Source organism: Pseudomonas sp. UBA6753 (assembly GCF_002453565.1).
GTDB classification, from domain to species: domain Bacteria; phylum Pseudomonadota; class Gammaproteobacteria; order Pseudomonadales; family Pseudomonadaceae; genus Aquipseudomonas; species Aquipseudomonas putida_Z.
This window is the reverse complement of the sequence record NZ_DKHD01000004.1, coordinates 57,856-84,047: the sequence shown is the minus strand read 5'-3', so window position 1 is coordinate 84,047 and position 26,192 is coordinate 57,856. Positions and strand designations below refer to the sequence as shown.

The window sequence follows — 26,192 nt, the reverse complement described above, 5'->3', positions numbered from 1 at the left end:
AAGTTGTGCGGGTTGTGGCGATGATCGATTGGGGGAGGCCTCGTTAGGCTAGCGGGGCTTGCCTGACCACCGCGGCCTGTACCAGGAGTTCCCCGCCTTGAAGATCCACACCCATGTCAGCGACATCCGCAACCCCCTCGAGCGTGGCCACCAGATAGGTGCGCGCTTCGCCGAGCAGATCCGTACCACCACTGCACTGTACCTGGGCTTTTTCCCGCGGGTTGGCGTGCCCTTGAGTGAGGCGCAGCGCATCGGCGAAAACAGCTTGGCAGCCCTGGAAGCCTGGAGCCCGGGCCTGGCCGCTGAAGTGGTCGGCATGGCCAGCGGTGCCGAGCTGCCGCTGTGGCAGCTGGCGAGCCTGAACGCCCGCACTGAAGTACTGGCGGCCCGAACCCGCCACAGCGAATGCTCCACCACCGTGCATGCACCCCGTGGCGCACGTGCGCCGCAGACCCTGCAGACCTGGGATTGGCATGACAGCCTGTGCCCCCATGGCCTGATGCTGGCGCTGCACACCGAGCGCGGCATGAACGTCAAGCTGTTCTGCGAGTTCGGCATGCTCGCCAAGCTTGGTGTGAACAGCGCGGGCCTCGGCCTGCACTTCAATATCCTCCACCACACCAGTGACAACGACAGTGGTGGTGTGCCGGTGCACGCCATCGCCCGGCGTCTGCTGGAGGAAGCCAGCAGTGTCGAGGAGGCCATCGAGCTTGCCCGTTCGGCGCGGGTCAGTGCCTCTACCGTGCTGACAGTGTTCTCCCGCCAGGACCGCAGCCCGCGCGCGGCCAGCATCGAATTGAGCCCCGCGCGCACCGCCTTGGTTTTGCCACGGGAAGACGGCTGGCTGCTGCACACCAATCACTTCCTCGACCCACAGCTGAGCCTGGGCGAGCAGGTCGCCGACCGTGCCGATACCCAATGCCGCCTGGGCCACCTCGAGCAGGTGGTCGGCCAGATGGCCAGCGCTGACCTGCGTGCCCGGGCCGAGGCCATGTGCGGCGCCGAGGGCGACAGGGCGCCGATCTGCTTCCACCCGGACATGGCCATGCCCGATACCGAACGCTGGGAAACCTTGCTCAGCGTCGGCATCGACACCGAACGCTGTGCCCTGCAGTACGTGGCCGGCACGCCTGTGCAACTGGCCAAGGCCGGCTTCGACACTTTCTGAGCCAACCCGGTGCCGCCAGCTCAAGGCGGCGCCGCTGAACGAGAACAACAACAATGCATGCGCAACATTCCCGCCCTGCGTCATCCCGTTCCGCCTTGCGAACCTTCTGCGTCTCCGGACTGGGGACGGCGCTGGAATTCTATGACTTCATCATCTACGGCACCGCCGCCGCACTGGTGTTTCCCCAGGTGTTCTTCCCGCAGATGGACCACCTGACAGCCACGTTGGTGGCCTTCAGCGCTTTCGGTGCGGGCTTTCTTGCCCGACCGTTGGGTGGCCTGGTGTTCGGCCACTTCGGTGACCGCATCGGCCGGCAGAAGGTACTGGTTGCCACCTTGCTGCTGATGGGCATGAGCACCTTCCTCATAGGCTGCCTGCCCGGCCATGCCAGCGTCGGCGTGGCCGCGCCGATCCTGCTGGTGCTGCTGCGCCTGGTCCAGGGCTTTGCGGCTGGCGGGGAGTGGGGTGGTGCCGCGCTGTTCGGCATCGAGTCTGCGCCACCGGGGCGGCGCGGGCTGTGGGGGAGCTTCACAAGCATGGGGATTGGCGTGGGTGGCATCCTCGGGGCTGGGGTGTTCGCCATCGTCAGCGCGGCCTTTGACGACAACCTGGTCGATTTCGCCTGGCGCATCCCGTTCTGGCTGGGCGGTACCTTGGTGCTGATCGGCCTGTACGCGCGCCTGAAGGCACCGGCAGCGGCCACCACGCCCGTGACCAAACCTGAACATGCACCGTTGGCCGCGGCCCTGCGCCAACGTCCGCGGCAGCTGTTGCTGTGCACCGGGATCGCCTTCGGTTACTGCACCATCGCCTACATCGGCAGCACTTTCTTCCTGACTTACGCCACGCAGGTGGGCTTTGGCAGCACCGAGGCGTTGATGTTCGACCTGGCGATGTCGGTCGCCATCGTGCTGTCGGCACCGTTGTTCGGCTACCTGTCGGACCGTTTGGGGCGGCGCACGGTGATGTGCTTTGGCGCAGTGGCAATGGCCGTGGGGCTGTTCTTGTTCTTTTCCCTGGTGGGCATGAAGAGCTTCGCCATCGCCTTGTGCGCCTACAGCCTGACCGGCCTGCTGATGGGCGCGACCCAAGGGCCTATCCCGGCCTTCCTCGGCGAGCAGTTCCCGCGCAGCATGCGCTACTCGGGTATCTCGGCCAGCTACCAGATCGGCGCCGCGCTGGGCGGCGGCACCGCATCGAGCATCGCCACGGCCATCCTGATCCTCACCAACCATGACCCGTTGGGCGTGGCGCTGTATGGCGCGGGGGCACTTGCACTGGTTGCGGTGTGTTCGCTCATGCTGCGCGAGACATCGCGATTGAGCATGGCGCAGATCGATGAGGAGGTGCCGGGGCGCGTGGCGTCTGCGGCATTGGGCAGTCATTGAGGGTATTTGCGCTGCCTGCCATCACCCAGGACAAATCTGAGGGTGTTGGCAGGCTGAAGGCGACAGACGGGCTGCTGGCCGCGCGAGGCGATCGGAATGGGTGTGGTCTTGGCCTGACTGATGGCACTTCAGCCACGGCCACCTGCAAAACGAGATCTGCGAAACTGCGGAATAGAGCATTCAAAGTCACTTGCGAAGTTTGGATCCAGTTGCCGATAAAACTTTCCACTCGGTCAAATTACAACAATTTAGCAAACTAACTAACTTGATTTAGTGTACCGCCTGTCGGTCGTTTTGCTTGAGAAATGAACGATTTGGGCGACGCTGACTCCTATTTGCCAGCAGGTGCCTTCAATGTGATTGCACCTCGCGCCTTTCCCCCAGAACTTATGGACGTTCAACCTCATCGGCATCGCAGGGATGCTCATGGGGCTTTTTTTTTCCTGAATAGTGGAGCAATGCCATGCCCAACCGAGGCTCTTCGGGTGAGCCACCGTGTGTATTGAATAATGATCTGCTTTTTCATTTAACGATTCGAATTTGGCTTTGCCGCTGCGATTAAATCGTTCGCACGCCTATTGCAAGGTCATCTAGCGCTAACGCATTACGTGGAGAAAACGTCGTGGAGATTAATACAATTATTAGCCTGTTCGGGCAGAAAGAATCCATGGAGCTGGTGCGGTTGTCGGTGATTTACGTTCATTTACTGGCCTGTTGCATTGCCATTGGCCTGGTATTCGCCAGTGACGCCGAGATGGTCAGGAACTTGTTGAAAGGTCATAAAGAGGCCGGGCATGACAGTAAGCATATGACGAGCTTGCAGAAGTCCGTGGCCAATGCCCTGATATTCTTGTGGCTCACGGGCGCCGCAGTGATTGGAATTGACTACCTTGATAAAGGTATGAACTATTTTGCCAATCCGAAACTTCAAGCGAAGGTCATTATTGTCATGTTGCTGACCTTCAATGGCATGCTGTTGCATCGTTATGTATTGCCTGCCCTGCTCAAAGCGGGCAACTTGCTGGACCTTAATTTTGGCGTGCGGATGTTCGCACTGTTCTCCGGCGCACTGTCGGGTGTGTCCTGGTTGTATGCGGCGATGCTGGGCGTTGGCCGGCCACTGGCCTGGAAATACTCGCTGACCGAGTTGCTGCTGGCTTATCCGGTATTGATCCTGCTTGGCTTTGCCATGATGGCTGCCCTGACCCAGTGGGCACGCAAACGCAGCCAGGCCGAACCGGTTCCGGCGCCTGTCTGGCGACTGGCAGGCATTCCTACCTGATTGCCTGAGTAACGCTTCAATTACGCCGCGAACCGGGAAACCTGGTTCGCGGCGAGCTCGTTTCATGCGCAGCCTCTGGGCGGTTCGGCTGGCGGTTGGTAAAGGCCCGAAGTGATGTGTCGCCTGATCTGGCCTCTTCGCGGGCGCGCCCGCTCCCACAAGGTCCCGCGCAGTTCTGTGGGATATCGCCCGGTCCTTTGGGCTGCGCTGTCGCGTAGAGAACTGAATCCGCAAACAGTACGCGTACCCTGTAGGAGCGGGCGTGCCCGCGAAGGGGCCGGAACAGGCAGTCGAGAAATTTCAGGACTTCCACTTCTACCAAGATTGCAAACCAGCCCCATCCGCTGACGGGTCAGGCGCGACCCAATAGAAATATCGCCGGTAGCAGTTGCCCATCGTCAGGCGGCAGGCCGCCTGCATTGGTTTTTTGCGCTCCTTGCAGCGTGGTGGCGATGGTGATTTCCGTTCGCGACTCGATACTCGGATTTGAACGTCGCTGCATGGTTGAGGCTCTTAATGCAAAGGACACCGTGAGGGCTCCCTTATGAGCATTGAACGCAGTATCCCTGAGCTCGAGGCCTGGTACGCCCAGTACGACGACATCAGTTACCGCCGTGAGTCGCCGGATGCCTACCACCATGAACTGCTGCGCACCGCCGAGGCTTTGCGTGACGATGGCGCCATCGATTGGGACGACTGGCTGGCACTCAAGGCATTGGCCGATGACGCCCATGTGCGTGCTGTGGAAGATGCCGTGCAGGCCCACGTCAGCGACCCCGACGCATGAAAGCGCTGAAGATTGCCACGTTCAACATCAACGGCATTCGTAGCCGGCTGCCGGCACTGCTGGCTTGGCTGGAGCGGGAAAAGCCCGACATCGCCTGCCTGCAGGAACTCAAGGCGGCGGATCAGCAGTTTCCTCGCCAGGCGCTCGAAGCGGCGGGTTATGGTTGCCTCTACCAAGGGCAGCCTTCGTGGAATGGCGTGGCCATTCTGGCGCGGGGCAGCGAACCGCTGGAAGTACGTCGTGGCCTGCCTGGCATGGAGGACGACAACCAGAGCCGCTACCTCGAGGCAGCGGTGCAGGGCGTGCTGGTGGCATGCCTGTATCTGCCGAACGGCAACCCGCAACCGGGGCCGAAATTCGATTACAAGCTCCGCTGGTTCGAAAGCCTGATCGCCCATGTGAAAGGGCTGCATGACAGTGGTCATCCCGCGGTGCTGGCGGGTGATTTCAATGTGGTGCCTACCGACATGGATATCTACAACACGCGCTCCTGGATGAAGGATGCGCTGCTGCAGCCCGAATCACGTGCGTGCTACCAGAAACTGCTGAATCAAGGCTGGGTCGATGCCATTCGTCATCTGTATCCGGACGAACGCATCTATACCTTTTGGGATTATTTCCGCAACCACTGGGCCCGCAACGCCGGGTTGCGTATCGACCACCTGCTGCTCAACCCCGAGCTCGCGCCTTACCTGAAGCGGGCTGGTGTCGATGCCTGGGTGCGTAACGAACCCAAGGCCAGCGACCATGCACCAGTCTGGATCGAGCTGAGCACGCGTCGTCGGCCATAGGGCAGTTCGCGCGAACCTTCAACTACCGGAACTACCGCTGGAGCCCGAACCACCGGAGCTTCCTGTCCCGTTGCCGCGTTCCGATCCATTGCTGTCACTACCCGATCGGTCGGTAGTGCCATCGCCACCGGTATTGTCAGTATCATTGCTATCGGTGCCGCCAGAGCCCGACCCCATGGCATCCGCAGGCGTGCCGGAGCCGGTCGCTCCGCCTTGGCCGTTCATGTGCCCACTGTCATGCGGCTGCGTGCCAGGAGCACGCTGATCGTTCAGGTCGGTGGCTGCCAGCACCACAGGTGCGCTGACCCCCAGGTACAGCGCGAGCAGTAACGAATGAGGCTTCATGATCTTCATGGCGATACTCCGTTGCGGGTTGGTCACCTTCTGTTCGGCCTGCATTACCCACGGCCGTGCCGTGAAAGCGACGGAATGCTTCGAGCGCTGACATGCACGGGGGCGGGTTACCCCACGTGAATACTTTGAGGCCCGCGCTTCGATTCCTCTGGCAAGGCCGTGACCTTGATCGCGCGTACCGGTACGGCGAATTTTGCACCCACCTTCGAGAAGCGCTCGAGCAGGTGGAAATTGATCGCTTGCTGGATGTCCATGTACAGGTTGTAGCCGGGGTCCTTGACGATATACACGCACTCGAATTCCAGCGCCTCCTTGCCGAAGCCGCGCAGGTGGGCACGGTCGAAGCGCACCTGCTGCTGTGCCTTGATCGCTTCCTCGACAATGGCGGGTGCTTTCTTCACGGCCTCGGTTGGCGTGTCGTAGGACAGGCCGAACTCGAACACGATCCGTCGTTCCTGCAGGCGCTTGTAGTTCTGGATGGTGCTGCTGATCATGCTGGCGTTGGCCATGACGATCTGCTCGCCGCCCAGGCTGCGGATGCGTGTGGTCTTCAGCCCCACGTGCTCCACCGTGCCGGCCAGGGGGCCGATGACGATGAAGTCGCCCACCTCGAACGGCTTGTCGACGGCGATGGATAGCGAGGCGAACAGGTCGCCGAGGATGTTCTGCACGGCCAGTGCAACGGCGATACCGCCTACCCCCAGGCTGGCGACGAAGGCGGTGATGTTCACGCCCAGGTTGGACAGCATCGCCAGCAGCACCACTGACCACAACAGCACCCGCGCGCCCCATGCCGACAGCGTGGCCAGCGCGCTGCCCTGGTTCAAGCCGTCGGTGCGCTGCCGGGCGAAGTAGCGACTCAGGCCCAGGCCGATGGCGCGGTTGGCCCACAGCCCGATCTGCAATGCCGCGACCACGAACCACAGGCTACCGACCCGGGTCAGCCAGCGCTCGGGCAGGTCGAGCATGCTCAGGCCCACCAGCAGCGAGGCAAGGAACAGCAGAAAATTGCTGGTCCCGGCGAGCACCTTGGCCAGCACCTGGCTGAGCGCGCCGTCATGCTCGGACCAGCGCCTGACCCGATGCAGCATGAAACTGATGGCCGCCCGCGCCACGAGGAATGTCAGCAGCGCTACCGTCAGTGCCAGCAACAAATTGAGAACGGAAACTCCGAACAGTGTGGTATCGGTGAACAAGGCGATGATGCGATCACTCATGAGACACTTGCCTCCTTGCGCAGGATTGGGTGACTGGGGGAGCGGCATTGCCGGCGAAGCAGGCAACGCCACTCGTTAGGTGAGCCTCAGCCGTCGGACTGCTCCTCCGGCGGCACCTGGCCTTCGGGCCAGTCGGGCGCTTCCTGCTCCTGTTCAGGCACAGGCTCGCCTGGGTTGTGGGGTACTTCGTCCACGTACGGATCGGGTGTGTTGGGTTCGATCATGGTCTGGCTCCTCGCCGTTGGGCTTTCAGGCATGAAACCGGGCTTTCAGCCCGACTCCACGGCAGTGTTTTTCTTCCAGCCTCGCAGGTTCATGGCGCACAGGCAGCCCTGGAGGAGGATCAGCGCCCAGGCTTGCGCCTGCCACCCCCAGGCGGCCCACAGCACGTTGCTGGCAATGAAGCAGCAGAAACCCAGCTTGCGCCGGCCTGGGCGCCGTGAGCCGATGCACCAGGCGGCAAGTACCGTCAGGACCATGGCGGGCCATTCAAGAAAGTCGATCCAGGCCTCCATCACGCGGCACGCTGTTCGCCCTTGAGCAGTTTCTTCTGCGCTTCCATGGCCTGGCCGAGCTCATCCAGTTCCTGCTTGCCCAGCAGCTTGCGGGCGGTCGGGAACAGCTCGCTTTCTTCTTCCTCGATATGGTGTTCCAGCAGTTCCTTCATCACTTTGACCCGCCCGGCGAACTCGACGGTGCCGGTCTCGGTCTGCAGCAGGTCTGGCAGCACCAGGGAGTCCACGGTGCGGTGTTCCTCCTTGGCTTCGTAGTACATCTTCGCTTCTTCCTTGCCGCCGGCCTGCTTGATGGCCGGGTACAGGATTTCTTCTTCCAGGGCGGTATGGATGCTTACCTCCTGCTTGATGCGTTCGAGCAACTCGGCGCGCTTCTTCACTGCGCGCTCAGTGGTGGAGGAGAGTTCCTCCAGCAGCTTCTTCACCAGCTCATGGTCCTGGATCAACAAATCGATAGCGTTCATGCGACACCTCTTCGGGGCTGAAAAAATCACGATTGCCTTCGATGGAGTAGGGGCCGCGCGCCAAGGTTCAAAGCGGATGATCAGCGTACTGCTGTCGCGAAAGGCGGCTCTCACCGGAATCCGCGCGGGTTGCGCCGGCCAGGCAGGGTCACTCCTGCGGAATGATCGAGATCTTGCCGTTGCGCTCGACGATGGCGATCTTGATCTGCCCGACGCTTTCGATTCCCTGGCTGTCCCGGGCGGACTCGAGAATGTCGTCTTCGGTCAGCCGTGCCCGCCGCATTCGGTGGTGGAGAAAGCGCCCGTGATCCACGACCAGTGTCGCGTGGCCATCAACCAGCCGGGCCAGGCGCTTGGAGTTGAGCTTGGCCAGCGACAGGCCGACATCCAGGACGATCAGCGTGGCGATCACCAGCATGGCGTTGGTGAACGAGAAGTCCTCGCCGAGCAGTGCCTGCTGGGTTGCTTCGCCGATGATCAGCAGCAGGACGAAGTCGAAGGTGGTGAGTTCTGCCAGCGAGCGCCTGCCAGCCACGCGAAACAGCAGCATCAGCGCGATGTACATGCCGGTCGCACGAAGAATGGAGTCCATGTCGCGCTCCTACGGGTAGAGAAAGGTGGAGAAACGCACTGCGCTGCCTGGGCCGGCGCTGACAACACCTTCGAGAGTGCCGACATGTTCGCTGCGCAGGGTCAGGTAGAGGGTGGCGATACCCTCTTTGCTGGTGCCAAGCTGGAGCAGGAGCGACCTGCCATGGGAAAGCGATACTTGCGGCTCTGGCTGCAGCGTTTCGATGCTGGCTTCGTGTAGCAAGGTCCCCCCGAGCAGCAACATCACAGGCTCCCCGGCATTGCCGCGAACCGTGATGCGCAGGTTGTCGGTGGTGCCGCTGCGGCTGAGGCGCTGATACTCCACATGCACCCGGCCGTCGTCGCTCATGACCTGGGCGTCACTGAGCGGACCGTTGCCGAACAGCCCGGCCAGGCCCAGCAGCACGACCAGCACCAGCGCGTACCATCCGACCCGTTCGAATCGCCAGACCCGCTGCTGCATGCGCATGTCTTCCTCGACGGGGTGATGCCTTGAAGCCAACTCGTCTTCGTCCATGCTTGCAGCCTCTCACGTAGCCTCTCACGTAGCCCCTTACGTAGCCCCTCAGGCGCGCTCACCGCGCAGCCAGCGTTGGTGGTAATGGGCCAGGTGCGACAACCCGTACAGCGCGCCCTGGCGGATTACATCCGCGCGCTCGCCAAAAAAGCGCTGGCTGCGTGTGAATACCGCCAAAGGCTCGCCGGCAAAGGCCCAGGCAAAGCACACAGTGCCCGGGGCGATGCCATCCTGCGGCTGTGGCCCGGCGACACCCGTGCTGGCGATGGCGACGGTGGCGTCGCTGTCTTTCAATGCGCCGAGGGCCATCTCCCAGGCTACCGCCTCGCTGGTCAGGCCGTAGCGTTCGATAGTCTGTGGGCTGACGCCGAGCAGGCGTTTCTTGGCGCTTGGCGAGTACACCACGTAGCCGCTTTCCAGAACCTCGCCGGTCCCCGGCACTGCTGCCAACAGCGCAACCATGGCACCGGCCGTGCAGGATTCTGCGGTGGTCAGTACCAGCTTGTGGGCCTTGAGGTAATCAAGGGCCTCGAGTACGGGGTCGGTCGTCATGGCCGGTCACTCGTGCGTTGTTTTTTGGTGGACGTGTTTCCTGCGGGATTGGTTCATTGCTTGTGTGCCACCCATCAAGGGTGGGGAAAGCTTCCTGAACTTTGTTCCGTTTGCCGGCTTCCTCTAGGTAGGAGGGCGGCGGTGCGGGCCTCGCGCTGCGGCCGGACTAACAGAGGAGAAGCGATCATGACCGAGCCTGTGACATATTTCTGGATCGCTGTTGCAGCGATCATCGTGTTGCTCGATCTGTGGGCCATCGTCAGTGTTTTCCGCAGTGACAAGAGCGACGTGACGAAGGCGATGTGGGCACTGTTGCTGTTGGCGTTGCCCATTGTCGGCCTGGCCATCTGGGGCGTGCTTGGGCCGCGTGGGATCAAACGCGGTACCGGGCCGTCGTCGCCTGAACATAGCAAGGGGTAGGAGGGGAGATGAAGAAAGGATCGGAGGCACCTCGCAGCGGAACCCGAGGTGAAGAGGAACGGGACAATGATGCGCAGCGTCCTGATGGGTCAACTGGCACGTCCCATGATTCCACTGCGCAGAAAACAGCTCGTGATGAAACGCAACGCAAGCGTTGAGCGGGTCGGCTGGAAGAACTGAATTCGCAAGCGGTCCGCGTAACCTGTGGGAGCGGCTTTAGCCGCGAAGAATCCAACGCGGTGCATGGCACCGGCTGCGCCGGTGTTCGCGGCTAAAGCCGCTCCCACAGGTCCCTGCTAATGGTCAGGTCCCAATGTACCGGCAGCAGCGCCCGGCACGAGGATGACCTTGCGACAGTCGTCCTGTTTCTGGTCGAACAACTTGTAACCCAAAGCCGCTTCTTCCAGGGCCAGACGGTGGGTGACGATGAGTTCCGGCTCCAGACGCCCGGCCTCGATATGTTCGAGCAGTTCAGGAAGGAACTTCTGCACGTGGGTCTGGCCCATCTTGAACGTCAGGCCCTTGTCGAAGGCATCACCAAACATGAAGGCGTGGATAAAACCCGCATAGACCCCAGGCACGCTGACCACGCCGCCTCGGCGCACCGCGGCGATACTCTGGCGCAGCGCCTTGCCGCTGCTGCTCTCGATCTTCAGAGTGGTCAGTACCGTTTCGGTGGTACTGCCCTTGGCCTCGAAACCGACCGCATCGATGACGGCGTCCACGCCGCGCATGCCGGGGGTCAGGCGGATGATGGTGTCGGCCGGATCGTCATCCTGCTCGAAGTTGATCGGCACCACGCCGTAGGCATCGCGGGCAAACGCCAGGCGGTAGTCATTGTCGTCGACCATGAAGATCGTCTGGGCGCCCAGCATGCGCGCGCAGGCTGCGCTCAGCAGGCCGACCGGCCCGGCGCCATAAATCGCAACTGTCGAGCCTGAGCCGACCTGCGCATTGGTGACGGCCTGCCAGGCTGTGGGCAGGATATCCGAGAGGAACAGCACCTTGTCGTCCGGCAGGGCGGTAGGCACCTTGAATGGGCCGACGTTGGCCTTGGGCACCCGCACGAAATCCGCCTGGCCACCGGGCACGCCGCCATACAGATGGCTATATCCGAATAGCGCGGCCCCTGGCGGGATGCCTTTCTTGTTGATGATTGCACCCCGGCCGGTGTTGGTCGTTTCGCAAGCGGCGAACTGGTCGAGTTGGCAGAAGAAACAGCTGCCGCAGGCGATCACGAAGGGAATCACCACGCGGTCACCGACCTGCAGGTTGGTTACCCCGCGGCCGGTATCCTCGACGATACCCATGAACTCGTGGCCGAAGATATCTCCCGGCTCGGTCTGTGGAATCTTGCCATGGTAGAGGTGCAGGTCGGAGCCGCAGATGGCGGTAGCGGTGACCCGGAGGATTATATCGTCCTCGTCCTGGATAAGTGGGTCGGGGACATTGTCGACCCTGACGTCCTGGGTTCCGTGGTATGTCAGTGCTCTCATTGGTTCATCTCCTGGGGCCGGGTGGTCTATGCAGGGGAAGCCAAGGAGGGAGGTAAAGTTCAGGTGGAATCATCCATCGGTAATTTTCAGTGCTACTGGCCCCACCAACATCATGAAGAACTGTCGTTGAGGTGACATGGCAACAGGTGAAGCCGGCGCCCGGAGGAAACTTTAGCTGCCCTGCGAGGCTCAACCGTGCTCAAGCCGAGCGTAAAACCATGAACAGGAATCCAGCATTGCAAACAAGCTTTGCCCCTTCGGCCACGCCACGCCAAGCCGCGGGCTTGCTGACATCTGCCATGTTGCTGATGCTTGCCTCGGGGGTTGCGCCGCTTGATCGTGCGGATTGGTGGCTCGAAAACGTTTTGCCGCTGGCGCTTCTGCTCACCTTGGCTGCGACCAGCCGTTATTGGCGCTTTTCTCGGCATGCTTACCTGGCAATCGTGGTGATGCTGGCGATTCACGAGCTAGGAGCGCATTTTACCTATGCCAAAGTCCCCTATGACGCTTGGCTGCGTGCGCTTACCGACCACTCTCTGAATGCCTGGATGGGCTGGCAGCGCAACCAGTTCGATCGTCTGGTGCATCTGAGTTACGGCCTTTTGTTCGTCCTGCCGATCAGGGAGCTGCTCCAGCGCCAGGCCCGGTTGCGAGGTGGTTGGTTGGCGTTGTGTACCGTTTCCTTCGTCCTTGCCACATCGGCGCTGTACGAGCTGCTGGAGTGGATAGGTGGCCAATACCTGGGTGATGACCAGGCACAAGCCTTTCTCGCGACCCAGCAAGACCCTTGGGATGCACAAAAGGACATGGCCCTGGCTTTGCTTGGTGCACTTGTCACCTTGTTGATCCAGCGGTTTGGGGCAAGCAAGGTCTGGGGCAGAAGGGTAGTGAGTTTGGAGGGGGAGCACGGGTGACGGGTAGAAATAAAAGGCTTCTCCACCACTGGAAAGGCTTTTTGCAATCAGCCTGTGACCGTTGAAAAACCCTTAAGTTTCCATCGGGAAAACAATAACTTGGAGAATTTTTCCAAGTCGTGTCACTCGTCGGATTTCCATTGTAAGCCCCTGTCCAGAGCCTCAGGATCGCCTCCGTATCCCTCTGAGGCTTTCACAAATGAAGTACTCCTCGATTCTGTTGTTGTCACTTGGCCTGCTTAGCGGCGTTGCGTCGGCAGGCGGCAATACCGGAGCAGGTATAGGTGGCGCATTGGGTGGAGTATTGGGCTCGGTAGTCGGTCAGTCGATCGGCGGCAGCACCGGCTCGGCAATCGGCGCCGGCCTGGGTGGCGCGGCCGGTGGTGCGGTGGGTGCCGACAAGCACAGCCGTGGCGAGGCGGCCATTGGCGGCGCACTGGGTGCAGCTGGCGGCAACGTGGTGGGTCGCAAGATGGGCGGCACCACTGGCAGCATGATCGGCGCAGCAGCCGGTGGCGGTGTGGGTGGTGCCTTGGGCAACCACATGGGCCGGGAATACGATGACGAGAGCGGGCATCGCTACCGGGATTATGACGACGATGACGACGACCGGGGCTGGCGCCGTCACCGCCACGACCGTGGCCATCATTATGGCTGGCGCAACAATCACCGCTACGACGACTGATCCCCGCGTTACTGGCCCATCGCCGGGCTGGCCGCAGCTGTCACTCGGCTAGGCATCATGCGTGCTCTGCTGTAGCCACTCCCTCGGGCTTGCACCCACCTTGCGGCGAAAGGTGCGGGCCAACGCAGACGGGCTTTCGTAGCCGACCTCATCGGCAATCAGGGCGATGGGGCGGCCTTCGCGCAGCCGTTTCTGGGCAAGGCTGATTCGCCAGTTCGCCAGGTAATCGGCAGGGGTGATGCCCACGGTCTCGCGAAAGTGCGCAGCAAAGCTCGCGCGCGACATGCCTGAGCGGTCAGCCAACTCTGCCACGGTCCAATTGTGCTGTGGCTCGTTATGGATACCCACGAGCGCACGGGACAGCTGTGCATTGGCCAGCCCGGCCATCATCCCCGAAGCAATGCTGCGGCTGGCGATCAGATGGCGAAGTAGCTGAATCACCATCAACTCGAACAGCCGATTGAGAATGACATCCCGTCCACACTCGTCGCCGAAGGCTTCTTCGAACAGCCATTCGAGGGTGCCATCGAGGCCCTGCAATTCGCGCAACGGCTTGATGATGAAGTCCGGCAAGGCCTGGGTCAGCGGATTGTTGGCGCCACCATCGAACTGCAAGGTGGCGCACACCAACTCCGCTTCGTCTGCTTCGATCGCCAGCAACTGATGCTCCTGCGGACGTACCGCAAGTATCAGGCTTGGCTCCGCCAGCTCCATGAGCTGACCACGTTTGTCACTGAAGGTCAGGCGACCCGAACGAAGCAGGTGCGCGTGGCCGGAACTTTGCTGCCCATGAAAGCGGGTCGTTCCACAAAAATCACCGTGGTGGAAGGTAGACGCATGCAGGTTGAAGTGCTTGAGCAGTGTCGATAGTCGGTCCATGGGGCGCTCAGGTTTGGACGATCGGTTGCATAGATTCGACGATCTGAAGCCGAAAGGATAGTCGTCTTCCCTAGTATTGACTCCAGGCTTGATCGACAAGCTGGTTAATCACCCTACTGGAGAAACTACCATGACTCGTATCGCTGCTCTCTCGCTGGACCAGGCCCCTGCTGGCTCGCGCACTGCCCTTGAAGGCATTCAGAAAGGCCTTGGTTTCATACCCAACGCCTTCAAGACCCTGGCTCACTCCCCAGCCGCTCTCAATGGATACCTGGGCCTCGCCCAGGCTCTGGGCAAGAGCTCACTGAGCGCCGCGGAGCGTGAAGTGGTTGCGCTTGCCACCTCGGAAATCAATGGTTGCGACTATTGCCTGGCCGCACACAGCTTTTTTGGTGCCAAAGCCGGCTTGAGCGATGAGGCCATTAGCCAGGCGCGTAGTGGCACGCTCAGCGCGGTCGCCGCGCTGGCGCATCAGATCACCGAAAGCCGCGGCCAATTGAATGACGATCAGGTCGCCGCAGCACGCGAGGCTGGTCTCAGCGATGGCAAGATCGTGGAGGTGGTGGCACAGGTCACGCTGTTGACCCTGACCAACTACCTGAACAACATCTCCACCACCGATATCGACTTCCCGCCGTTGGCACACTAGGAGGGCAACCGACATGAACCAGGTGACAATCTATACCACCCAACACTGCCCTTACTGCGTGAGCGCCAAGCGACTGCTGGCGCACAAGGGGGTCAGTGCCGTGGAAATCGATATCGAGGCTTCGCCGAACCATCTGGCCGAGATGCTGCTGCGATCCAGGCGCAGGACCGTGCCGCAGGTCTTTGTGGGGAGTGTCCATGTGGGAGGTTTTGATGATCTGAAACGCCTCGATCAAAAGGGCGAGCTCGAAGCACTGCTCAGTGCCTGAAGGGCTGATTCAGCGATATTTGCCTTTGGCCGTTAGCCGCCCTTGGCAAGGGCAGCTAACGGTTCAAAGCGGTCACTTGCGATCCCTGTTTCACCGACGCTTCGTTGCACTCGTCGATGATCAGCACTGAGCCGCAGCAACCTGCTTGCGTTCACCCATGGGAGAGACGCCGAAGAAACGGCTGTAGCATTTGGAGAAATGCGCCGGCGAAACGAAACCACAGGCAAGGGCGATATCCCGTACTTGCGATTCGCTGTGCAGTAACAGTTGTCGGGCGCGCGACAGGCGTAATTCAAGGTAGTACTGGCTAGGGGTACTTTGCAGATGCTTGTGGAACAGGCGCTCCAACTGCCGAACTGAGATGTCGTTCAACTGCGCCAGTTCCTCCAGGGTCACAGGGTCTTCGAGATTGGCCTCCATGATGCTGACTACCTGGCTGAGCTTGGGTTGGGACGTCCCTAGCCGCTGTCGCAGGGGCACGCGCTGGCGTTCCTGCGAACTGCGAACGCGGTCGCACAACAGCAATTCGGCCGCATGTTCGGCAATCTCTCGCCCGCCGGGTTCGCGTGCGATCAGTTGCAGGCACATGTCCATTGATGCCACCCCACCCGAGCTGGTGTACCGGTCACGGTCAAGTTCAAACAACTGGCTGGAAATGATGATCCCGGGAAAGCGCTCTTTCAGCGCTTCGATATCTTCCCAGTGGATGGTGCAACGGTAACCCGTGAGCAGATTGGCACGCGCCAACAAATGGCTACCCGTGCAAATGCCACCCAATGCCACTTGGTCATGGGCGAGCTTGCGCAGCCAGTTCAGGATGGCGCGGGTATTGTGGTCGGAGACGATGGGGTTTGGCCCTACCACAAACAGCATGTCCAGCTTGGGCGCATCCTTGATGGTGTATTCAGGCAGGATGCGCATGCCGTTGCTGGCGCTCACCGGCTCCATGTCGGCGGCGATGATCAGTGTCTGGAACATGGCCCTGCGCGCAGCAAGGTTAGCCATGCGCAAGGTCTCCACCGCAGAGGCGAACCCGATGGTGGTGAAATTGGGGATCACCAGAAACCCGACGATCTTGGGTGTGGGGGCATCGACAGGGTAACCCGTGGCCAGCGGGGAGGATCTCGGCGTAGCCATCAATACGACTCCTACAATGCAAGATGACGTGTTCAGCGCCTGTCTCCCGATACAGGCAATTTTTTGTGTAAAAGGGCTCCAAGCCTGCGGCGGCATACTACACGCAGCAATCAGGCTACAGGGTGCGCACTGGCCGATATTCGCCCCCTGTTTGCAGTTTGACGCAAAAAGGCGACACCCTGCGAACGCATAGCCTTCGCAGGGCGAAGCGGCTGAGCCAGCCTCAGGCCGATTTGGTTGCGACACGGGGCAGTGGGCGCTTCCTGGGCGAGAAGATCGAACTCATGCACACGATGGCAATTGCCAGCGCGCCGGTTGTCATTACTTCCATGCGGTGGCCGGGCATGATCAGCATCATTGCCAGAATCCCGATGATGGAGGCGACGACCAAGTAGCTCAGCCAGGGGAACAACCACATCTTGAAGGCCATGACCTCACCTCGACGAGCCATCTGCTTGCGCAGGATCAGTTGCGATACCGCGATGGCCAGGTAGACCAGCAGTGCCACGGCACCGGAACTCGCCAGCAGGAAGGAGAACACCTCGTCCGGCGCAAAGTAGTTCAACGCGGTGGTAAGGAAGCCTACAGCGGTGCTGGCCATGACCGCGACGAATGGCACACCGGCCGATGAGGTGCGCTGGAGAACGGCAGGGCCGTCGCCACGTCTGCTCAGCGAGTAGACCATGCGCGATGCGGTGTAGATTGCCGAGTTGAGGCAGCTGGCCACGGCAATCAGCACGACGACATCCACGATCATCTTGGCGTGAGGGATGTTCATCAGCTCAAGGGCCCTCTGATAGGAGCCGACCTGCACCAGCATGGGGTCGTTCCAGGGCACGATCGAGACGATCAGGAACACCGAGACGATGTAGAAGATGCCCATGCGCCACACGACCGAGTTGGTAGCGCGGGTGATCTGTCTGGAGGGGTCCTTGGATTCTGCGGCGGCGATGGTGACGATTTCGGTGCCCATGAAACTGAACACCGTGGTCAGCATGGCGCCAATCACCGCTGCCATGCCGTTGGGCATGAAACCGCCGAAGTCGTTGCTCAGCTTGGCCACGCCACTGACGCTGAGGTTTGGCACCACGCCGGTCAGGGCCAGCGCACCCAGGGCGATGAAGGCCAGTACGGCGATGACCTTGAGCATGGCGAACCAGAACTCGAACTCCCCGTAGCGCGCAACGCTGAACAAGTTGGTCAAGGTGAGCAGGGCAGTAACGGCCAGTGCGAATTCCCAGGTTTCGATCGCGGGGAACCAGGCATGCAGGATTGCCGCTGCGGCAATTGCCTCGATGGGAATGACCAGCACCCAGAACCACCAGTACAACCATCCAATGGTAAAACCGGCCGAACGACCCATTGCGCGTTCGGCATAGGTGGAAAACGAACCGGTATCAGGGGAAGCAACTGCCATTTCACCGAGCATGCGCATGACCAGCACAACCAGTGTGCCGGACATGATGTAGGCCAGGATGGCCGCTGGGCCGGCCGCTGCAATTGCATGCCCCGATCCGATGAAAAGGCCGGCACCGATAGCGCCGGCTATCGAGAGCATGGTGACGTGGCGCTGCTTGAGGCCGGGGGCCAGAGTTGAATGGCTGGACATTATCATTACCCTTGTTGTTATAGATGGCGGGTTAACAGCTAATGCGAATCGTGCTCTGGTAGATCAATGCGGTGTTGCGGCGCTTAACTGAATGCCTCGCGGACAGCGTTGCTGATGCCTTCGGTGCAGACACGCAGAATCAGTTCGCCTTTCTCGCGGCTGGCGCCTTTTGGCGATGACAAGGTTCCACACGCCGGCGTGCGCTCGGCAATGATCGGGAACACATCGTAGGGGGGGAAGGTGGCTGGCGGATGATCGACGGCACGGGTCAGGTCGACTTTCTCGGGGTGCAGGGCCAGCATCAACGAAGTCTCGAAGACGCCACCGTGTTCAATGTCCCAGCCGAGGAATCCGTCAGGGTAGAGTTCCTGGATGACCTCAGGCGCGTTGACGAAGTCCCAGTAGGACAGGACCACGACCTTGAAATCGGTGATGCCGGCATAACGGAGTTCGCGCAGCGCCAGGTCGATGCCTTCCACGATGAACATGGAGTTCTCGTAGTGCCCGTTCATCATCACCAGCTGACGCGCGCCGTGCCGGGCCAGCTCCCTGATGATGTCCTGGATTGTATGTGTCAGTGTTGCGCCATCCAGGCTGGTGGTGCCGGGAAAGTGGTTTCCGCCGCCCGATTTTTGCTGCGACTTGTAGCCGTAGGCCAATGCGGGGAGCACCAGGCCGTCGACATTGCGCGCTACGGCCTTGCACAGCGCGGTCGGTAGCAGTACATCCACTTCCATGCACATGTGGTGGCCGTGTTGCTCCAGGGCGCCTACAGGCAAGAATATCGGGCTGCCGGATGCAACACGCCGGGCGTACTCGGGCCAGGTGAGTTCGCCAATTACAACGCTATCGTTCATCGGGTGGTCTCTCTATGTTCTTGTAATTGCAAAAGCTCGTCCGGTTTGCAGCAGTAGCAGATGTCCCAATTTGATCAGATCGCCATCGGCTGGAATTGTCAGTTTCCGACCTGGAATTGACAAAAGCTGCCGTGGCTCTATCCCGTAGGTCACGGCATGCGTTGATTCACGAGTTCAGGGGCGGCGAAAACGTTCATGTCGGACGAACTGATTTGCTTGCCCATTCTGCCTGGCAATTAGGGGTCGAAATCTGACATATCTGGCCAGGCAACTACCGGGACAATATTACTGTTCGCAGTAGACGCTGCGTGGGTAAAGTTGGAGGTAGTACATGCAGCAATTGACCGAAGTGGGCCAGCCATTGGCAAGCACAGTGCGCATTGGTTTCCTGTTGAGTGAAGGGTTTGATTTCTATGCGTTGGCCGCCGCATTGGAGCCGTTGCGCATCGCCAATGAAATTGCCCGGTGCGAAGTGTGCCAGTGGCAGATCATCAGCCTTGGCGGCCGGCCGTTGAAGGCCAGCAACGGTATTTCCACGGCCACCGTGGAACTGAGCCAGGCAAAACCGCTGGATATACTCATTGTCTGCCCGGGTGATGAAATGCGTTCACGCACAGGCACCCCGCATCTGCGCCACCGTGTATCGGGGCCGAAGGTGCGCTGTGCGGCAAAACAGATGACGTGGTGGTTGCCCACCGTTGACGATTACGCAGACCTGCCTGTCGGCCAGATCAAATGTGTGCATGCACCGGCCAGTGTTTCGGAACAGGTCAAGAAGACCCTGGCTTTGTTCCCGCCGTCTACATCCCACCTGCTTGGAGTCAGCGAACTGGCAACGCTGATCGGCGTTTCGCGGCAACTTCTCGAGCGCTTGTTCGCGCACCGCCCCCACTGAATCCTCACTATCGGTTGATTGCGCTGGCGCCTCGGATTCTGCGTCGCCTTTGCGGTGTTTGGCCTCGTTTGCACGGCGACGGATCTGGTCATTTACGGGTCGGATTCGCGCAAAAAAGCATTCGGCTTATCTGGTCGAATGGTCACCAGTGGCACCGATAAACAAGTTTCTCCGCTGTTAACTACAAGGAATAAAAAACATGCAAATGCCAAAAACCATTCAGATCAAGAACGGCGAAAAAGTCAAACCGACGTTCTCGCAACAGGAATATGCCAACCGTCAGTCCAAGTTGCGCACTTACCTGGCACAAAACAATATCGATGCTGCGGTCTTTACCTCCTACCACAATATCAACTACTACAGCGACTTCCTGTACTGCTCGTTTGGCCGCCCCTATGCACTGGTTGTCACTCAGGAAGCCGTCGTGTCGATCAGTGCCAACATCGATGGTGGCCAGCCATGGCGCCGTACGGTCGGTACCGACAACATCATCTACACCGACTGGCAGCGTGATAACTATTTTGTCGCGATTCAGCAGGCACTGCCCAAGGCCGGGCGCATCGGCATCGAGTTCGACCACCTCAACCTGATGAACCGGGACAAACTGGCCAGCCGTTACCCGCAGGCCGAGCTGGTGGACATCGCCGCGCCGTGCATGCGCATGCGCATGATCAAGTCGGCTGAAGAACACGCGATCATCCGCCAGGGCGCCCGGGTAGCCGACATCGGTGGCGCTGCAGTGGTGGAGGCCCTGCGTGACCAGGTACCTGAGTACGAAGTGGCATTGCACGCTACCCAGGCGATGGTGCGTGAGATCGCCCGCACCTACCCGGACTCCGAGCTGATGGATACCTGGACCTGGTTCCAGTCGGGCATCAATACCGACGGCGCCCACAACCCGGTGACCTCGCGCAAGGTCAACAAGGGCGACATCCTCAGCCTCAACTGCTTCCCAATGATCGCGGGTTATTACACCGCACTGGAGCGTACGCTTTTCCTGGACCACTGTTCCGATGAGCACCTGCGCCTGTGGGAGGTCAACGTCAAGGTGCATGAGGCTGGCCTTGAACTGGTCAAGCCCGGCATGCGTTGCAGCGACATCGCGCTGCAGCTGAACGAGATCTTCCTGGAGCACGATCTGCTGCAATACCGTACGTTCGGTTACGGCCACTCGTTCGGTACGCTTAGCCATTACTATGGTCGCGAGGCAGGCCTGGAGTTGCGTGAGGACATCGACACCGTACTCGAGCCGGGTATGGTGGTGTCGATCGAGCCGATGATCATGCTGCCCGAAGGCCTGCCGGGAGCTGGCGGTTACCGTGAACACGACATCCTGATCGTCAATGAGCACGGTAGTGAAAACATCACCAAGTTCCCGTACGGTCCGGAACACAACATCATCAAAAAGTGATTGAACCCGCCGCACAGTCACCCTGTGCGGCTTTCTCCCTGCACCGGCGATTTGCGCGGTGCGCCTGAAGGCGTGAACCGCGGTTGACTGAGTTACGCCGGATATAACTGCTCCTCTATCGAAACCGTGAGTGATGAAGTCTCTGCACCGGTGTGGAGGGTGGTATCCGTTTCGATCAGCATGACCGCACATTCTTCCTCGGCAATCGGCCGGTGTCGCATTTGCTTTGGAATCACGCAGAATTCTCCTGCGTTCAGGACAATGGTGCGGCTTTCGAGCTCGATGCGAAGCGTGCCAGAGACCACCGTAAACATTTCGTCTTCATGTTCATGGGCATGCCAGACGAACGCGCCTTTCAATTTCGCAATCTTGATGAAATGGTTGTTGACGCGGCCGATGACCTTGGGCTTCCAGTATCCGGTCAGCGTATCCAGTTCATGTTGCAGGTTGATGCTGTCCACCGTGTTGATCATGCGCGTACTTCCTTCTGCAAGTCAGTCTGAGGCTTGCAATCTAGAGCGGCGCGTGGCTTTTGCGTATCGACGAATTACAATACCGGTATTAACACTGCTAATGGCCTGGCATGAACAAGAACCACACCCTTGATCTGGCGCTGCTCAGGGCCTTTGTCGAAGTGGCGGATACCGGAAGCATGAGTGTTGCATCGGTAGGCCTGCACCTGACACAAGGGGCTGTCAGCCAGCGAATCAAGCGGTTGGAGGCATTCCTCGGCTGCCCATTGCTGATGCGTGACACTCAAGGCAGTAGCCTGACCTGGCAGGGGAGGTCGTTGTTGCCTGACGCTCGTCGCCTGCTGCGGATGCATGATGCATTTTGCGCCAGTGTCGGGGCCAGGGAATCAGACGCCCCGGTGCGTCTCGGGCTCCCGTTCGATATGGCCGGCGCGCCGCTTGCTCCCGTGCTGAAGGCGTTCGGTGATGCCTTCCCCAAGGCCGAGGTAAAGATCTTCAGTGCTTCGTCCGTGGACCTCGACCAGGTGTTCGCCACGGGCGAACTCGATCTGGTGCTCAGCCAAGGCCCGGTTGATGTCGAGTTGGGCGAACGCCTGGCTGTTGATCAGCTGGTGTGGCTGGGCAACGAGACTGCATCGGCACGGCGCCCATTGGCTCTGTGCTTCCTGACGGCGAATTGCGCCTTTCGCGACACCGTTTTCCGGTGTCTTGGCGAAGCAGGTATCGTGGCAAAGGTGGTATTTGAAAATGCGTCGGTCGATACCACGTTGACCATGGTTCGCAACGGGCTGGCGGTTACGCCATGGCTGCAAAGTCTCGTTCCTGAAGATATCAGCCTGGCTGCACCTGAATGTGGGTTACCAACACTGCCCGCGTTCGCCGTGCGGTTGCAGACGGTCGAGGATGCCAGTCGTTCCGTTTCTGGCCTCGCGGACATTATCCGGGAACATTTCAAGCGCTGAGACGGCTGCGTTTCTCATCACTGCGAAGCCGGTCCAAATGAGCAGTGCCAGATTGTTTGTTGACGTTGCTCCACGCCTGTGCACCCGACTGACGCAGGCCTACGGCTCTTGCGCAAGACCGTGCAGGTGCTCGCGCAGAAAGTCGATGAAGGCCATCGCCCGTGCCGAATGTCGCCGCTCGCGGCTGAACACCGCGCTGACGGGCAGTGCCGTGGCTTTGTAATCGTCAAGCACGCTTAGCACGCTGCCGCGTTCAACGTCTGCTTTGAAAAGCCATTGTGGGGAGAGGGAGATGCCCAAACCGCACAGCACCATTTCCCGAATGGCCTCGCTGCTGTTGCTGGTGACGTTGCCTGTGATGGCGATATCGAACGCGTCCGACCCCCGTGTGAAGCGCCAGCGATCGTATTGCTCCAGCAACGTGAAGCCGATGCAGTTGTGGTTTGCCAGTTCGCCAGGCTCCAGTGGCAGGCCGTGGCGTTCCAGATAGGCAGGCGAGGCGTATACCTGCCGCAGGGTGTTGCCGAGCGGTACCGCCACCAGGCCCTCGTTTTTCACTACGCCTATCCGGATCGCCACATCTATGTCCTCCATGAGCAGGTCTTCGTTGTGATCGTTCAGCCGGAGGTCAAGCCGCACATCGGGATAGCGCTGCAGAAAAGTCCCGATCAGAGGCGGGCAGATGCGGGGCAACTGACGATCCGGGTGGATCGGCAACGGTTCGCACTGGACGAGGTAAACGACGCCTTCCGCCAGGTCGCAGAAGGCCGCGCCAAGGGCAAGACAATCATCCAGTTGTTGAGCGAATAGAACCGAGAACGTTGAACGCCATGGTATCCGCCGATGGGGGCCGCTTTATCGAGCGGCCCCCTGACTTTGTCGTGCTGGAGAGCAGATTTCGGGGGACGCGATTCTATGGCACACGCTGAGTGGGTCAATTGCAATCGCTGGCATGCTTTGGCAATGCACACGATATCAGTGCTGCCAGCAGAACAAATACTGTGGAGATCCACAGGCAGGCCTCCAACCCGTAAGCCTGGAATACCCAGCCGGAAAGCAGCGTACCGACCAGCCGCCCTAGCGCGTTGGACATGTAGTAGAAGCCCACATCCAGCGATACCCCGTCTTCCTTGGCATAGCTGACGATCAGGTAGCTATGCAGTGACGAATTCACGGCGAACAGCACGCCGAACAGCATCAGCCCGCCAAGCACCATCACCTGGGCCGACCAGCCTGCCGACAGGCCCACGGCGATGAGCGCCGGCAGCCCGGCAAGGGCGATCGCCCAGATGAAAGCCGCGCGACCGTCGGGCACCTGGCCGCGTTTCTTGCCAGTGATGTGGGGGGCAAGCGACTGGACGATGCCGTAGCCGATTATCCATGCAGCCAGGAAGCCGCCGACCAGCCAGAAGTCCCAGCCAAAAGCCGTGCTCAGATATACCGGCAAAGCCACGACGAACCAGACGTCACGGGCGCCAAAGAGAAACAGCCGTGCGGCCGAGAGAATGTTGATGGCCCGGCTCTTGGACAGCATGTCGCGGAACTTCGGTTTGGCCTTGGCCTTGCCCAGGTCTTTCTTCAGCAGGATCAGGCTGCCGATCCAGATCAATGCCAGTACCGCCGCCATGGCCAGCACCGCCAGGGTGAAGCCGAGCAGGGCGAGCAGGGCACTACCAAGGAAGAAGCCCACGCCTTTGAGCGCGTTTTTTGAACCTGTGAGAATGGCTACCCACTTGTACAGGGTGCCTTGCTGGCTGTCCGGCACCAGAAGCTTGATGGAGCTCTTGGCGCTCATCTTGTTCAGGTCCTTGGCGATGCCGGACAGCGCCTGTGCCGCCATCACCCAGGGCACTGTCAGCCAGGCTGCCGGCACCGTGAGCATCAGCAAGGCCAGCACCTGCATGCCCAGGCCGATGTTCATGGTGCGGTTGAGCCCCAGGCGGGCGCCGAGGTAGCCGCCCACCAGGTTGGTGATCACGCCGAACACTTCATAGAACAGGAACAGCGCCGCGATCTGCAGCGGCGTGTAGCCCAGCGAATGGAAGTGCAGTACCACCAGCATGCGCAATGCGCCGTCGGTGAGAGTGAAGGCCCAGTAGTTGCCGGTAACCAGCAGGTACTGACGCACTTCCGCAGACAGGGCTGACAACGCCTTCATGATCGCCGGTTACTCCGCCGTGCCGACCAAGCGTGCCAGTTCAGCTGCACGGTTGGCGTAGCCCCACTCGTTGTCGTACCAGGCGTAGATCTTCACCTGGGTGCCATTGACCACCATGGTGGACAGCGCGTCGATGATCGAAGACCGTGGATCGGTGCGGTAGTCGATGGATACCAGAGGGCGTTCTTCGTAGCCCAGGATGTCCTTGAGCGGCCCTTCGGCAGCGGCTTGCAGCAGCGCATTGACCTCGTCAACCGTCGTCTCACGCTCCACCTCGAACACGCAGTCGGTGAGCGAGGCGTTGGCCAGCGGTACACGCACAGCGTGACCATTCAGCTTGCCGCGCAGCTCAGGGAAGATCTCGGCGATTGCGGTGGCCGAGCCTGTGGTGGTCGGGATCAGGCTCATGCCCGAGGCACGGGCACGACGCAGGTCCTTGTGTGGCGTATCGAGGATGCTCTGGGTATTGGTCAGGTCGTGGATGGTGGTGATCGAGCCGTGGCGGATGCCCAGGTTCTCGTGAATCACCTTGACCACCGGGGCCAGGCAATTGGTGGTGCAGGAAGCGGCGGTGACGATACGGTGCTGCGCCGGGTCGAACAGGTGCTGGTTGACGCCCATCACCACGTTCAGCGCGCCTTTCTCCTTTACTGGAGCGCAGACGACCACACGTTTGACGCCCTGATCCAGATAGGCCTGGAGCACCGCTACCGACTTCATCTTGCCGCTGGCTTCGATGACCAGATCGCAGCCCGACCAATCGGTGTCGGCGATGGCCTTGTTCGCGGTGACCTTGATGCGCTTGCCCTCGATCACCACCGAGTCGCCTTCTGCCCCGGCTTCACGCTGCCAGCGGCCGTGGACCGAATCGAAGTTGATCAGGTGGGCGTGGGTCTCGGCGTCGCCGGCCGGGTCATTGATCTGGACGAATTCGAATTCCGGCCAGCCCCAGGACGCGCGCAGCGCCAGGCGACCGATACGGCCAAACCCATTGATGCCTACTTTGATTGCCATGGTCTTGTTCTCGAGTTGTGATTCAGATGGATCGTTGATTGACACGCCTGGACAGTTCCTCGGCCGACTCCTTGCGCTCGGAGTAGCGATCGACCAGGTAGTCGGCGCGGTCGCGCAACAGCAGGGTGAACTTCACCAGCTCTTCCATGACATCGACGACACGGTCGTAGTACGGGGACGGTTTCATGCGGCCCGTTTCGTCGAACTCCAGGTAGGCCTTGGGTACGGACGACTGGTTGGGGATGGTGAACATGCGCATCCAGCGCCCAAGCACGCGCAACTGGTTGACCACGTTGAACGACTGCGAACCGCCGCATACCTGCATGACCGCGAGGGTCTTGCCCTGGGTCGGCCGTACGGCGCCCATGCTCAGGGGGATCCAGTCGATCTGCGACTTGAACACACCAGTCATCGCGCCATGACGTTCCGGGGAGCACCAGACCATGCCTTCCGACCACAGCACCAGGTCGTGCAACTCCTTGACCATCGGATGGTCATCCGGCGCGTCATCCGCCAATGGCAGCCCGGACGGGTTGAAGATTCGCGTCTCGGCACCGAAGTGCTCCAGCAGCCGGGCGGCTTCTTCGGTCAGCAGGCGGCTGAAGGAGCGTTCGCGGGTCGAGCCGTACAGCAGCAGGATGCGAGGCTTGTGGGTGGACTGCTGCGCGATCGCCAGTTTCTCGGCTGTCGGCACATCGACCAGGTCGTTGTCGATGTTGGGAATGTGGTGTTCGGTCAT

Annotated in this window: 31 protein-coding genes and 2 pseudogenes; 14 read left to right on the top strand and 19 right to left on the bottom strand. The window is 60.5% G+C overall.

Annotated features, from left to right (window positions below; translation table 11 throughout):
* The first annotated feature begins 97 nt into the window (after nucleotides 1-97).
* The 3 genes from B2790_RS03105 (at nucleotide 98) to B2790_RS03095 (ending at nucleotide 3,838) form a co-directional block, all read left to right on the top strand.
* Nucleotides 98-1,168, top strand: a complete 1,071-nt coding sequence (locus B2790_RS03105) for a C45 family autoproteolytic acyltransferase/hydolase (protein WP_274078534.1) — start codon at nucleotides 98-100, stop codon at nucleotides 1,166-1,168.
* A gap of 53 nt (nucleotides 1,169-1,221) precedes the next feature.
* Nucleotides 1,222-2,556 carry an MFS transporter gene (locus B2790_RS03100; protein WP_274078460.1) on the top strand — a complete coding sequence of 445 codons (1,335 nt, stop codon included), beginning with the start codon at nucleotides 1,222-1,224 and terminating at the stop codon, nucleotides 2,554-2,556.
* 667 nt (nucleotides 2,557-3,223) lie between these two features.
* Nucleotides 3,224-3,838 carry a hypothetical protein gene (locus tag B2790_RS03095; RefSeq protein WP_038409376.1) on the top strand — a complete coding sequence of 205 codons (615 nt, stop codon included), beginning with the start codon at nucleotides 3,224-3,226 and terminating at the stop codon, nucleotides 3,836-3,838.
* A 352-nt stretch (nucleotides 3,839-4,190) separates the two neighbouring features.
* Here the strand turns inward: B2790_RS03095 and B2790_RS03090 are convergent, their stop codons facing one another.
* The gene (locus B2790_RS03090) at nucleotides 4,191-4,340 is read right to left on the bottom strand and encodes a hypothetical protein (RefSeq protein WP_286918234.1); all 150 of its coding nucleotides are present in this window, start codon (nucleotides 4,338-4,340) and stop codon (nucleotides 4,191-4,193) included.
* A 42-nt stretch (nucleotides 4,341-4,382) separates the two neighbouring features.
* Between B2790_RS03090 and B2790_RS03085 the strand changes: the two genes are divergently transcribed.
* Nucleotides 4,383-4,625, top strand: coding sequence for a hypothetical protein (locus tag B2790_RS03085; RefSeq protein ID WP_274078458.1), 243 nt, complete (start codon nucleotides 4,383-4,385; stop codon nucleotides 4,623-4,625).
* A complete protein-coding gene (xth, locus tag B2790_RS03080) occupies nucleotides 4,622-5,416 on the top strand; it encodes an exodeoxyribonuclease III (RefSeq protein WP_025339516.1) in 795 nt (264 codons plus the stop codon). Before B2790_RS03085 ends, xth begins: the two co-directional genes overlap by 4 nt.
* A gap of 18 nt (nucleotides 5,417-5,434) precedes the next feature.
* On the opposite strand, the gene B2790_RS03075 is transcribed toward xth, so the two are convergent.
* The 8 genes from B2790_RS03075 to B2790_RS03040 form a co-directional block, all read right to left on the bottom strand.
* Nucleotides 5,435-5,770 carry a hypothetical protein gene (locus B2790_RS03075; protein WP_274078457.1) on the bottom strand — a complete coding sequence of 112 codons (336 nt, stop codon included), beginning with the start codon at nucleotides 5,768-5,770 and terminating at the stop codon, nucleotides 5,435-5,437.
* Between the two features lie 107 nt (nucleotides 5,771-5,877).
* On the bottom strand, nucleotides 5,878-6,987 hold the full coding sequence (locus B2790_RS03070) for a mechanosensitive ion channel family protein (RefSeq protein WP_274078456.1): 1,110 nt from the start codon (nucleotides 6,985-6,987) through the stop codon (nucleotides 5,878-5,880).
* 86 nt (nucleotides 6,988-7,073) lie between these two features.
* Nucleotides 7,074-7,211, bottom strand: coding sequence for a hypothetical protein (locus B2790_RS03065; protein WP_274119966.1), 138 nt, complete (start codon nucleotides 7,209-7,211; stop codon nucleotides 7,074-7,076).
* A 45-nt stretch (nucleotides 7,212-7,256) separates the two neighbouring features.
* The gene (locus B2790_RS03060; protein WP_025339513.1) at nucleotides 7,257-7,502 is read right to left on the bottom strand and encodes a hypothetical protein; all 246 of its coding nucleotides are present in this window, start codon (nucleotides 7,500-7,502) and stop codon (nucleotides 7,257-7,259) included.
* Nucleotides 7,502-7,966, bottom strand: coding sequence for a hemerythrin domain-containing protein (locus B2790_RS03055; protein ID WP_286918233.1), 465 nt, complete (start codon nucleotides 7,964-7,966; stop codon nucleotides 7,502-7,504). The genes B2790_RS03060 and B2790_RS03055 overlap by 1 nt, the downstream gene beginning before the upstream one ends.
* 148 nt (nucleotides 7,967-8,114) lie before the next feature.
* Nucleotides 8,115-8,558 (bottom strand): DUF421 domain-containing protein, encoded by a 444-nt coding sequence (locus B2790_RS03050; protein ID WP_286918232.1) that lies wholly within the window; start codon nucleotides 8,556-8,558, stop codon nucleotides 8,115-8,117.
* A gap of 9 nt (nucleotides 8,559-8,567) precedes the next feature.
* The gene (locus B2790_RS03045) at nucleotides 8,568-9,074 is read right to left on the bottom strand and encodes a hypothetical protein (RefSeq protein WP_286918231.1); all 507 of its coding nucleotides are present in this window, start codon (nucleotides 9,072-9,074) and stop codon (nucleotides 8,568-8,570) included.
* A 48-nt stretch (nucleotides 9,075-9,122) separates the two neighbouring features.
* Nucleotides 9,123-9,626 (bottom strand): CinA family protein, encoded by a 504-nt coding sequence (locus B2790_RS03040; RefSeq protein ID WP_013972207.1) that lies wholly within the window; start codon nucleotides 9,624-9,626, stop codon nucleotides 9,123-9,125.
* 186 nt (nucleotides 9,627-9,812) lie between these two features.
* Here B2790_RS03040 and B2790_RS03035 point away from each other — a divergent pair, with 186 nt between their 5' ends.
* Nucleotides 9,813-10,046 (top strand): PLDc N-terminal domain-containing protein, encoded by a 234-nt coding sequence (locus B2790_RS03035; protein ID WP_004376302.1) that lies wholly within the window; start codon nucleotides 9,813-9,815, stop codon nucleotides 10,044-10,046.
* 296 nt (nucleotides 10,047-10,342) lie between these two features.
* Here the strand turns inward: B2790_RS03035 and B2790_RS03030 are convergent, their stop codons facing one another.
* Nucleotides 10,343-11,542 carry a zinc-dependent alcohol dehydrogenase gene (locus B2790_RS03030; RefSeq protein ID WP_013972208.1) on the bottom strand — a complete coding sequence of 400 codons (1,200 nt, stop codon included), beginning with the start codon at nucleotides 11,540-11,542 and terminating at the stop codon, nucleotides 10,343-10,345.
* Nucleotides 11,543-11,760: 218 nt separating this feature from the next.
* Between B2790_RS03030 and B2790_RS03025 the strand changes: the two genes are divergently transcribed.
* Both B2790_RS03025 and B2790_RS03020 read left to right on the top strand, forming a co-directional pair.
* Nucleotides 11,761-12,456, top strand: coding sequence for a DUF2238 domain-containing protein (locus B2790_RS03025; protein ID WP_286918229.1), 696 nt, complete (start codon nucleotides 11,761-11,763; stop codon nucleotides 12,454-12,456).
* A 199-nt stretch (nucleotides 12,457-12,655) separates the two neighbouring features.
* On the top strand, nucleotides 12,656-13,141 hold the full coding sequence (locus B2790_RS03020; protein ID WP_013972210.1) for a glycine zipper domain-containing protein: 486 nt from the start codon (nucleotides 12,656-12,658) through the stop codon (nucleotides 13,139-13,141).
* A 48-nt stretch (nucleotides 13,142-13,189) separates the two neighbouring features.
* On the opposite strand, the gene B2790_RS03015 is transcribed toward B2790_RS03020, so the two are convergent.
* Nucleotides 13,190-14,020 (bottom strand): AraC family transcriptional regulator, encoded by an 831-nt coding sequence (locus B2790_RS03015; protein WP_286918228.1) that lies wholly within the window; start codon nucleotides 14,018-14,020, stop codon nucleotides 13,190-13,192.
* Between the two features lie 130 nt (nucleotides 14,021-14,150).
* On the opposite strand from B2790_RS03015, the gene B2790_RS03010 reads away from it, so the two are divergent.
* Together B2790_RS03010 and grxC are read left to right on the top strand one after the other, a co-directional pair.
* Entirely contained in the window at nucleotides 14,151-14,669 is a 519-nt protein-coding gene (locus tag B2790_RS03010; protein WP_286918261.1) for a carboxymuconolactone decarboxylase family protein, read from the top strand.
* A 13-nt stretch (nucleotides 14,670-14,682) separates the two neighbouring features.
* Nucleotides 14,683-14,937 (top strand): glutaredoxin 3, encoded by a 255-nt coding sequence (grxC, locus tag B2790_RS03005; protein WP_015270068.1) that lies wholly within the window; start codon nucleotides 14,683-14,685, stop codon nucleotides 14,935-14,937.
* A 120-nt stretch (nucleotides 14,938-15,057) separates the two neighbouring features.
* Here grxC and B2790_RS03000 read toward each other — a convergent pair whose 3' ends face one another.
* The 3 genes from B2790_RS03000 to B2790_RS02990 form a co-directional block, all read right to left on the bottom strand.
* The gene (locus B2790_RS03000; protein ID WP_015270069.1) at nucleotides 15,058-16,074 is read right to left on the bottom strand and encodes a GlxA family transcriptional regulator; all 1,017 of its coding nucleotides are present in this window, start codon (nucleotides 16,072-16,074) and stop codon (nucleotides 15,058-15,060) included.
* A gap of 223 nt (nucleotides 16,075-16,297) precedes the next feature.
* Nucleotides 16,298-17,683, bottom strand: coding sequence for a GABA permease (gene gabP, locus B2790_RS02995; RefSeq protein WP_013972215.1), 1,386 nt, complete (start codon nucleotides 17,681-17,683; stop codon nucleotides 16,298-16,300).
* An 83-nt stretch (nucleotides 17,684-17,766) separates the two neighbouring features.
* Nucleotides 17,767-18,540, bottom strand: coding sequence for a creatininase (locus B2790_RS02990; RefSeq protein ID WP_013972216.1), 774 nt, complete (start codon nucleotides 18,538-18,540; stop codon nucleotides 17,767-17,769).
* A gap of 340 nt (nucleotides 18,541-18,880) precedes the next feature.
* Here B2790_RS02990 and B2790_RS02985 point away from each other — a divergent pair, with 340 nt between their 5' ends.
* Nucleotides 18,881-19,435 (top strand): hypothetical protein, encoded by a 555-nt coding sequence (locus B2790_RS02985; RefSeq protein WP_280044798.1) that lies wholly within the window; start codon nucleotides 18,881-18,883, stop codon nucleotides 19,433-19,435.
* Between the two features lie 199 nt (nucleotides 19,436-19,634).
* Entirely contained in the window at nucleotides 19,635-20,846 is a 1,212-nt protein-coding gene (locus tag B2790_RS02980) for a M24 family metallopeptidase (RefSeq protein ID WP_013972218.1), read from the top strand.
* 92 nt (nucleotides 20,847-20,938) lie between these two features.
* Here the strand turns inward: B2790_RS02980 and B2790_RS02975 are convergent, their stop codons facing one another.
* A complete protein-coding gene (locus B2790_RS02975; protein ID WP_003256754.1) occupies nucleotides 20,939-21,319 on the bottom strand; it encodes a cupin domain-containing protein in 381 nt (126 codons plus the stop codon).
* A 110-nt stretch (nucleotides 21,320-21,429) separates the two neighbouring features.
* Between B2790_RS02975 and B2790_RS02970 the strand changes: the two genes are divergently transcribed.
* On the top strand, nucleotides 21,430-22,281 hold the full coding sequence (locus tag B2790_RS02970) for a LysR family transcriptional regulator (protein ID WP_013972220.1): 852 nt from the start codon (nucleotides 21,430-21,432) through the stop codon (nucleotides 22,279-22,281).
* Between the two features lie 99 nt (nucleotides 22,282-22,380).
* Here B2790_RS02970 and B2790_RS02965 read toward each other — a convergent pair.
* Nucleotides 22,381-22,962: pseudogene (locus B2790_RS02965) on the bottom strand (substrate binding domain-containing protein); the annotation flags it as partial.
* Between B2790_RS02965 and B2790_RS02960 the strand changes: the two are divergent.
* Nucleotides 22,960-23,091, top strand: a pseudogene (locus B2790_RS02960) (zinc-binding dehydrogenase); the annotation flags it as partial. The pseudogenes B2790_RS02965 and B2790_RS02960 overlap by 3 nt on opposite strands.
* A 124-nt stretch (nucleotides 23,092-23,215) precedes the next feature.
* Here the strand turns inward: B2790_RS02960 and arsJ are convergent.
* The 3 genes from arsJ to arsH are packed head-to-tail and all read right to left on the bottom strand — an operon-like array spanning nucleotide 23,216 to nucleotide 26,192.
* Nucleotides 23,216-24,439 carry an organoarsenical effux MFS transporter ArsJ gene (arsJ, locus tag B2790_RS02955; RefSeq protein WP_286918227.1) on the bottom strand — a complete coding sequence of 408 codons (1,224 nt, stop codon included), beginning with the start codon at nucleotides 24,437-24,439 and terminating at the stop codon, nucleotides 23,216-23,218.
* A gap of 9 nt (nucleotides 24,440-24,448) precedes the next feature.
* Nucleotides 24,449-25,453: an ArsJ-associated glyceraldehyde-3-phosphate dehydrogenase gene (locus B2790_RS02950; protein ID WP_286918226.1), complete on the bottom strand. Its 1,005-nt coding sequence runs from the start codon at nucleotides 25,451-25,453 to the stop codon at nucleotides 24,449-24,451.
* 22 nt (nucleotides 25,454-25,475) lie between these two features.
* A complete protein-coding gene (gene arsH / locus B2790_RS02945) occupies nucleotides 25,476-26,192 on the bottom strand; it encodes an arsenical resistance protein ArsH (RefSeq protein WP_286918224.1) in 717 nt (238 codons plus the stop codon).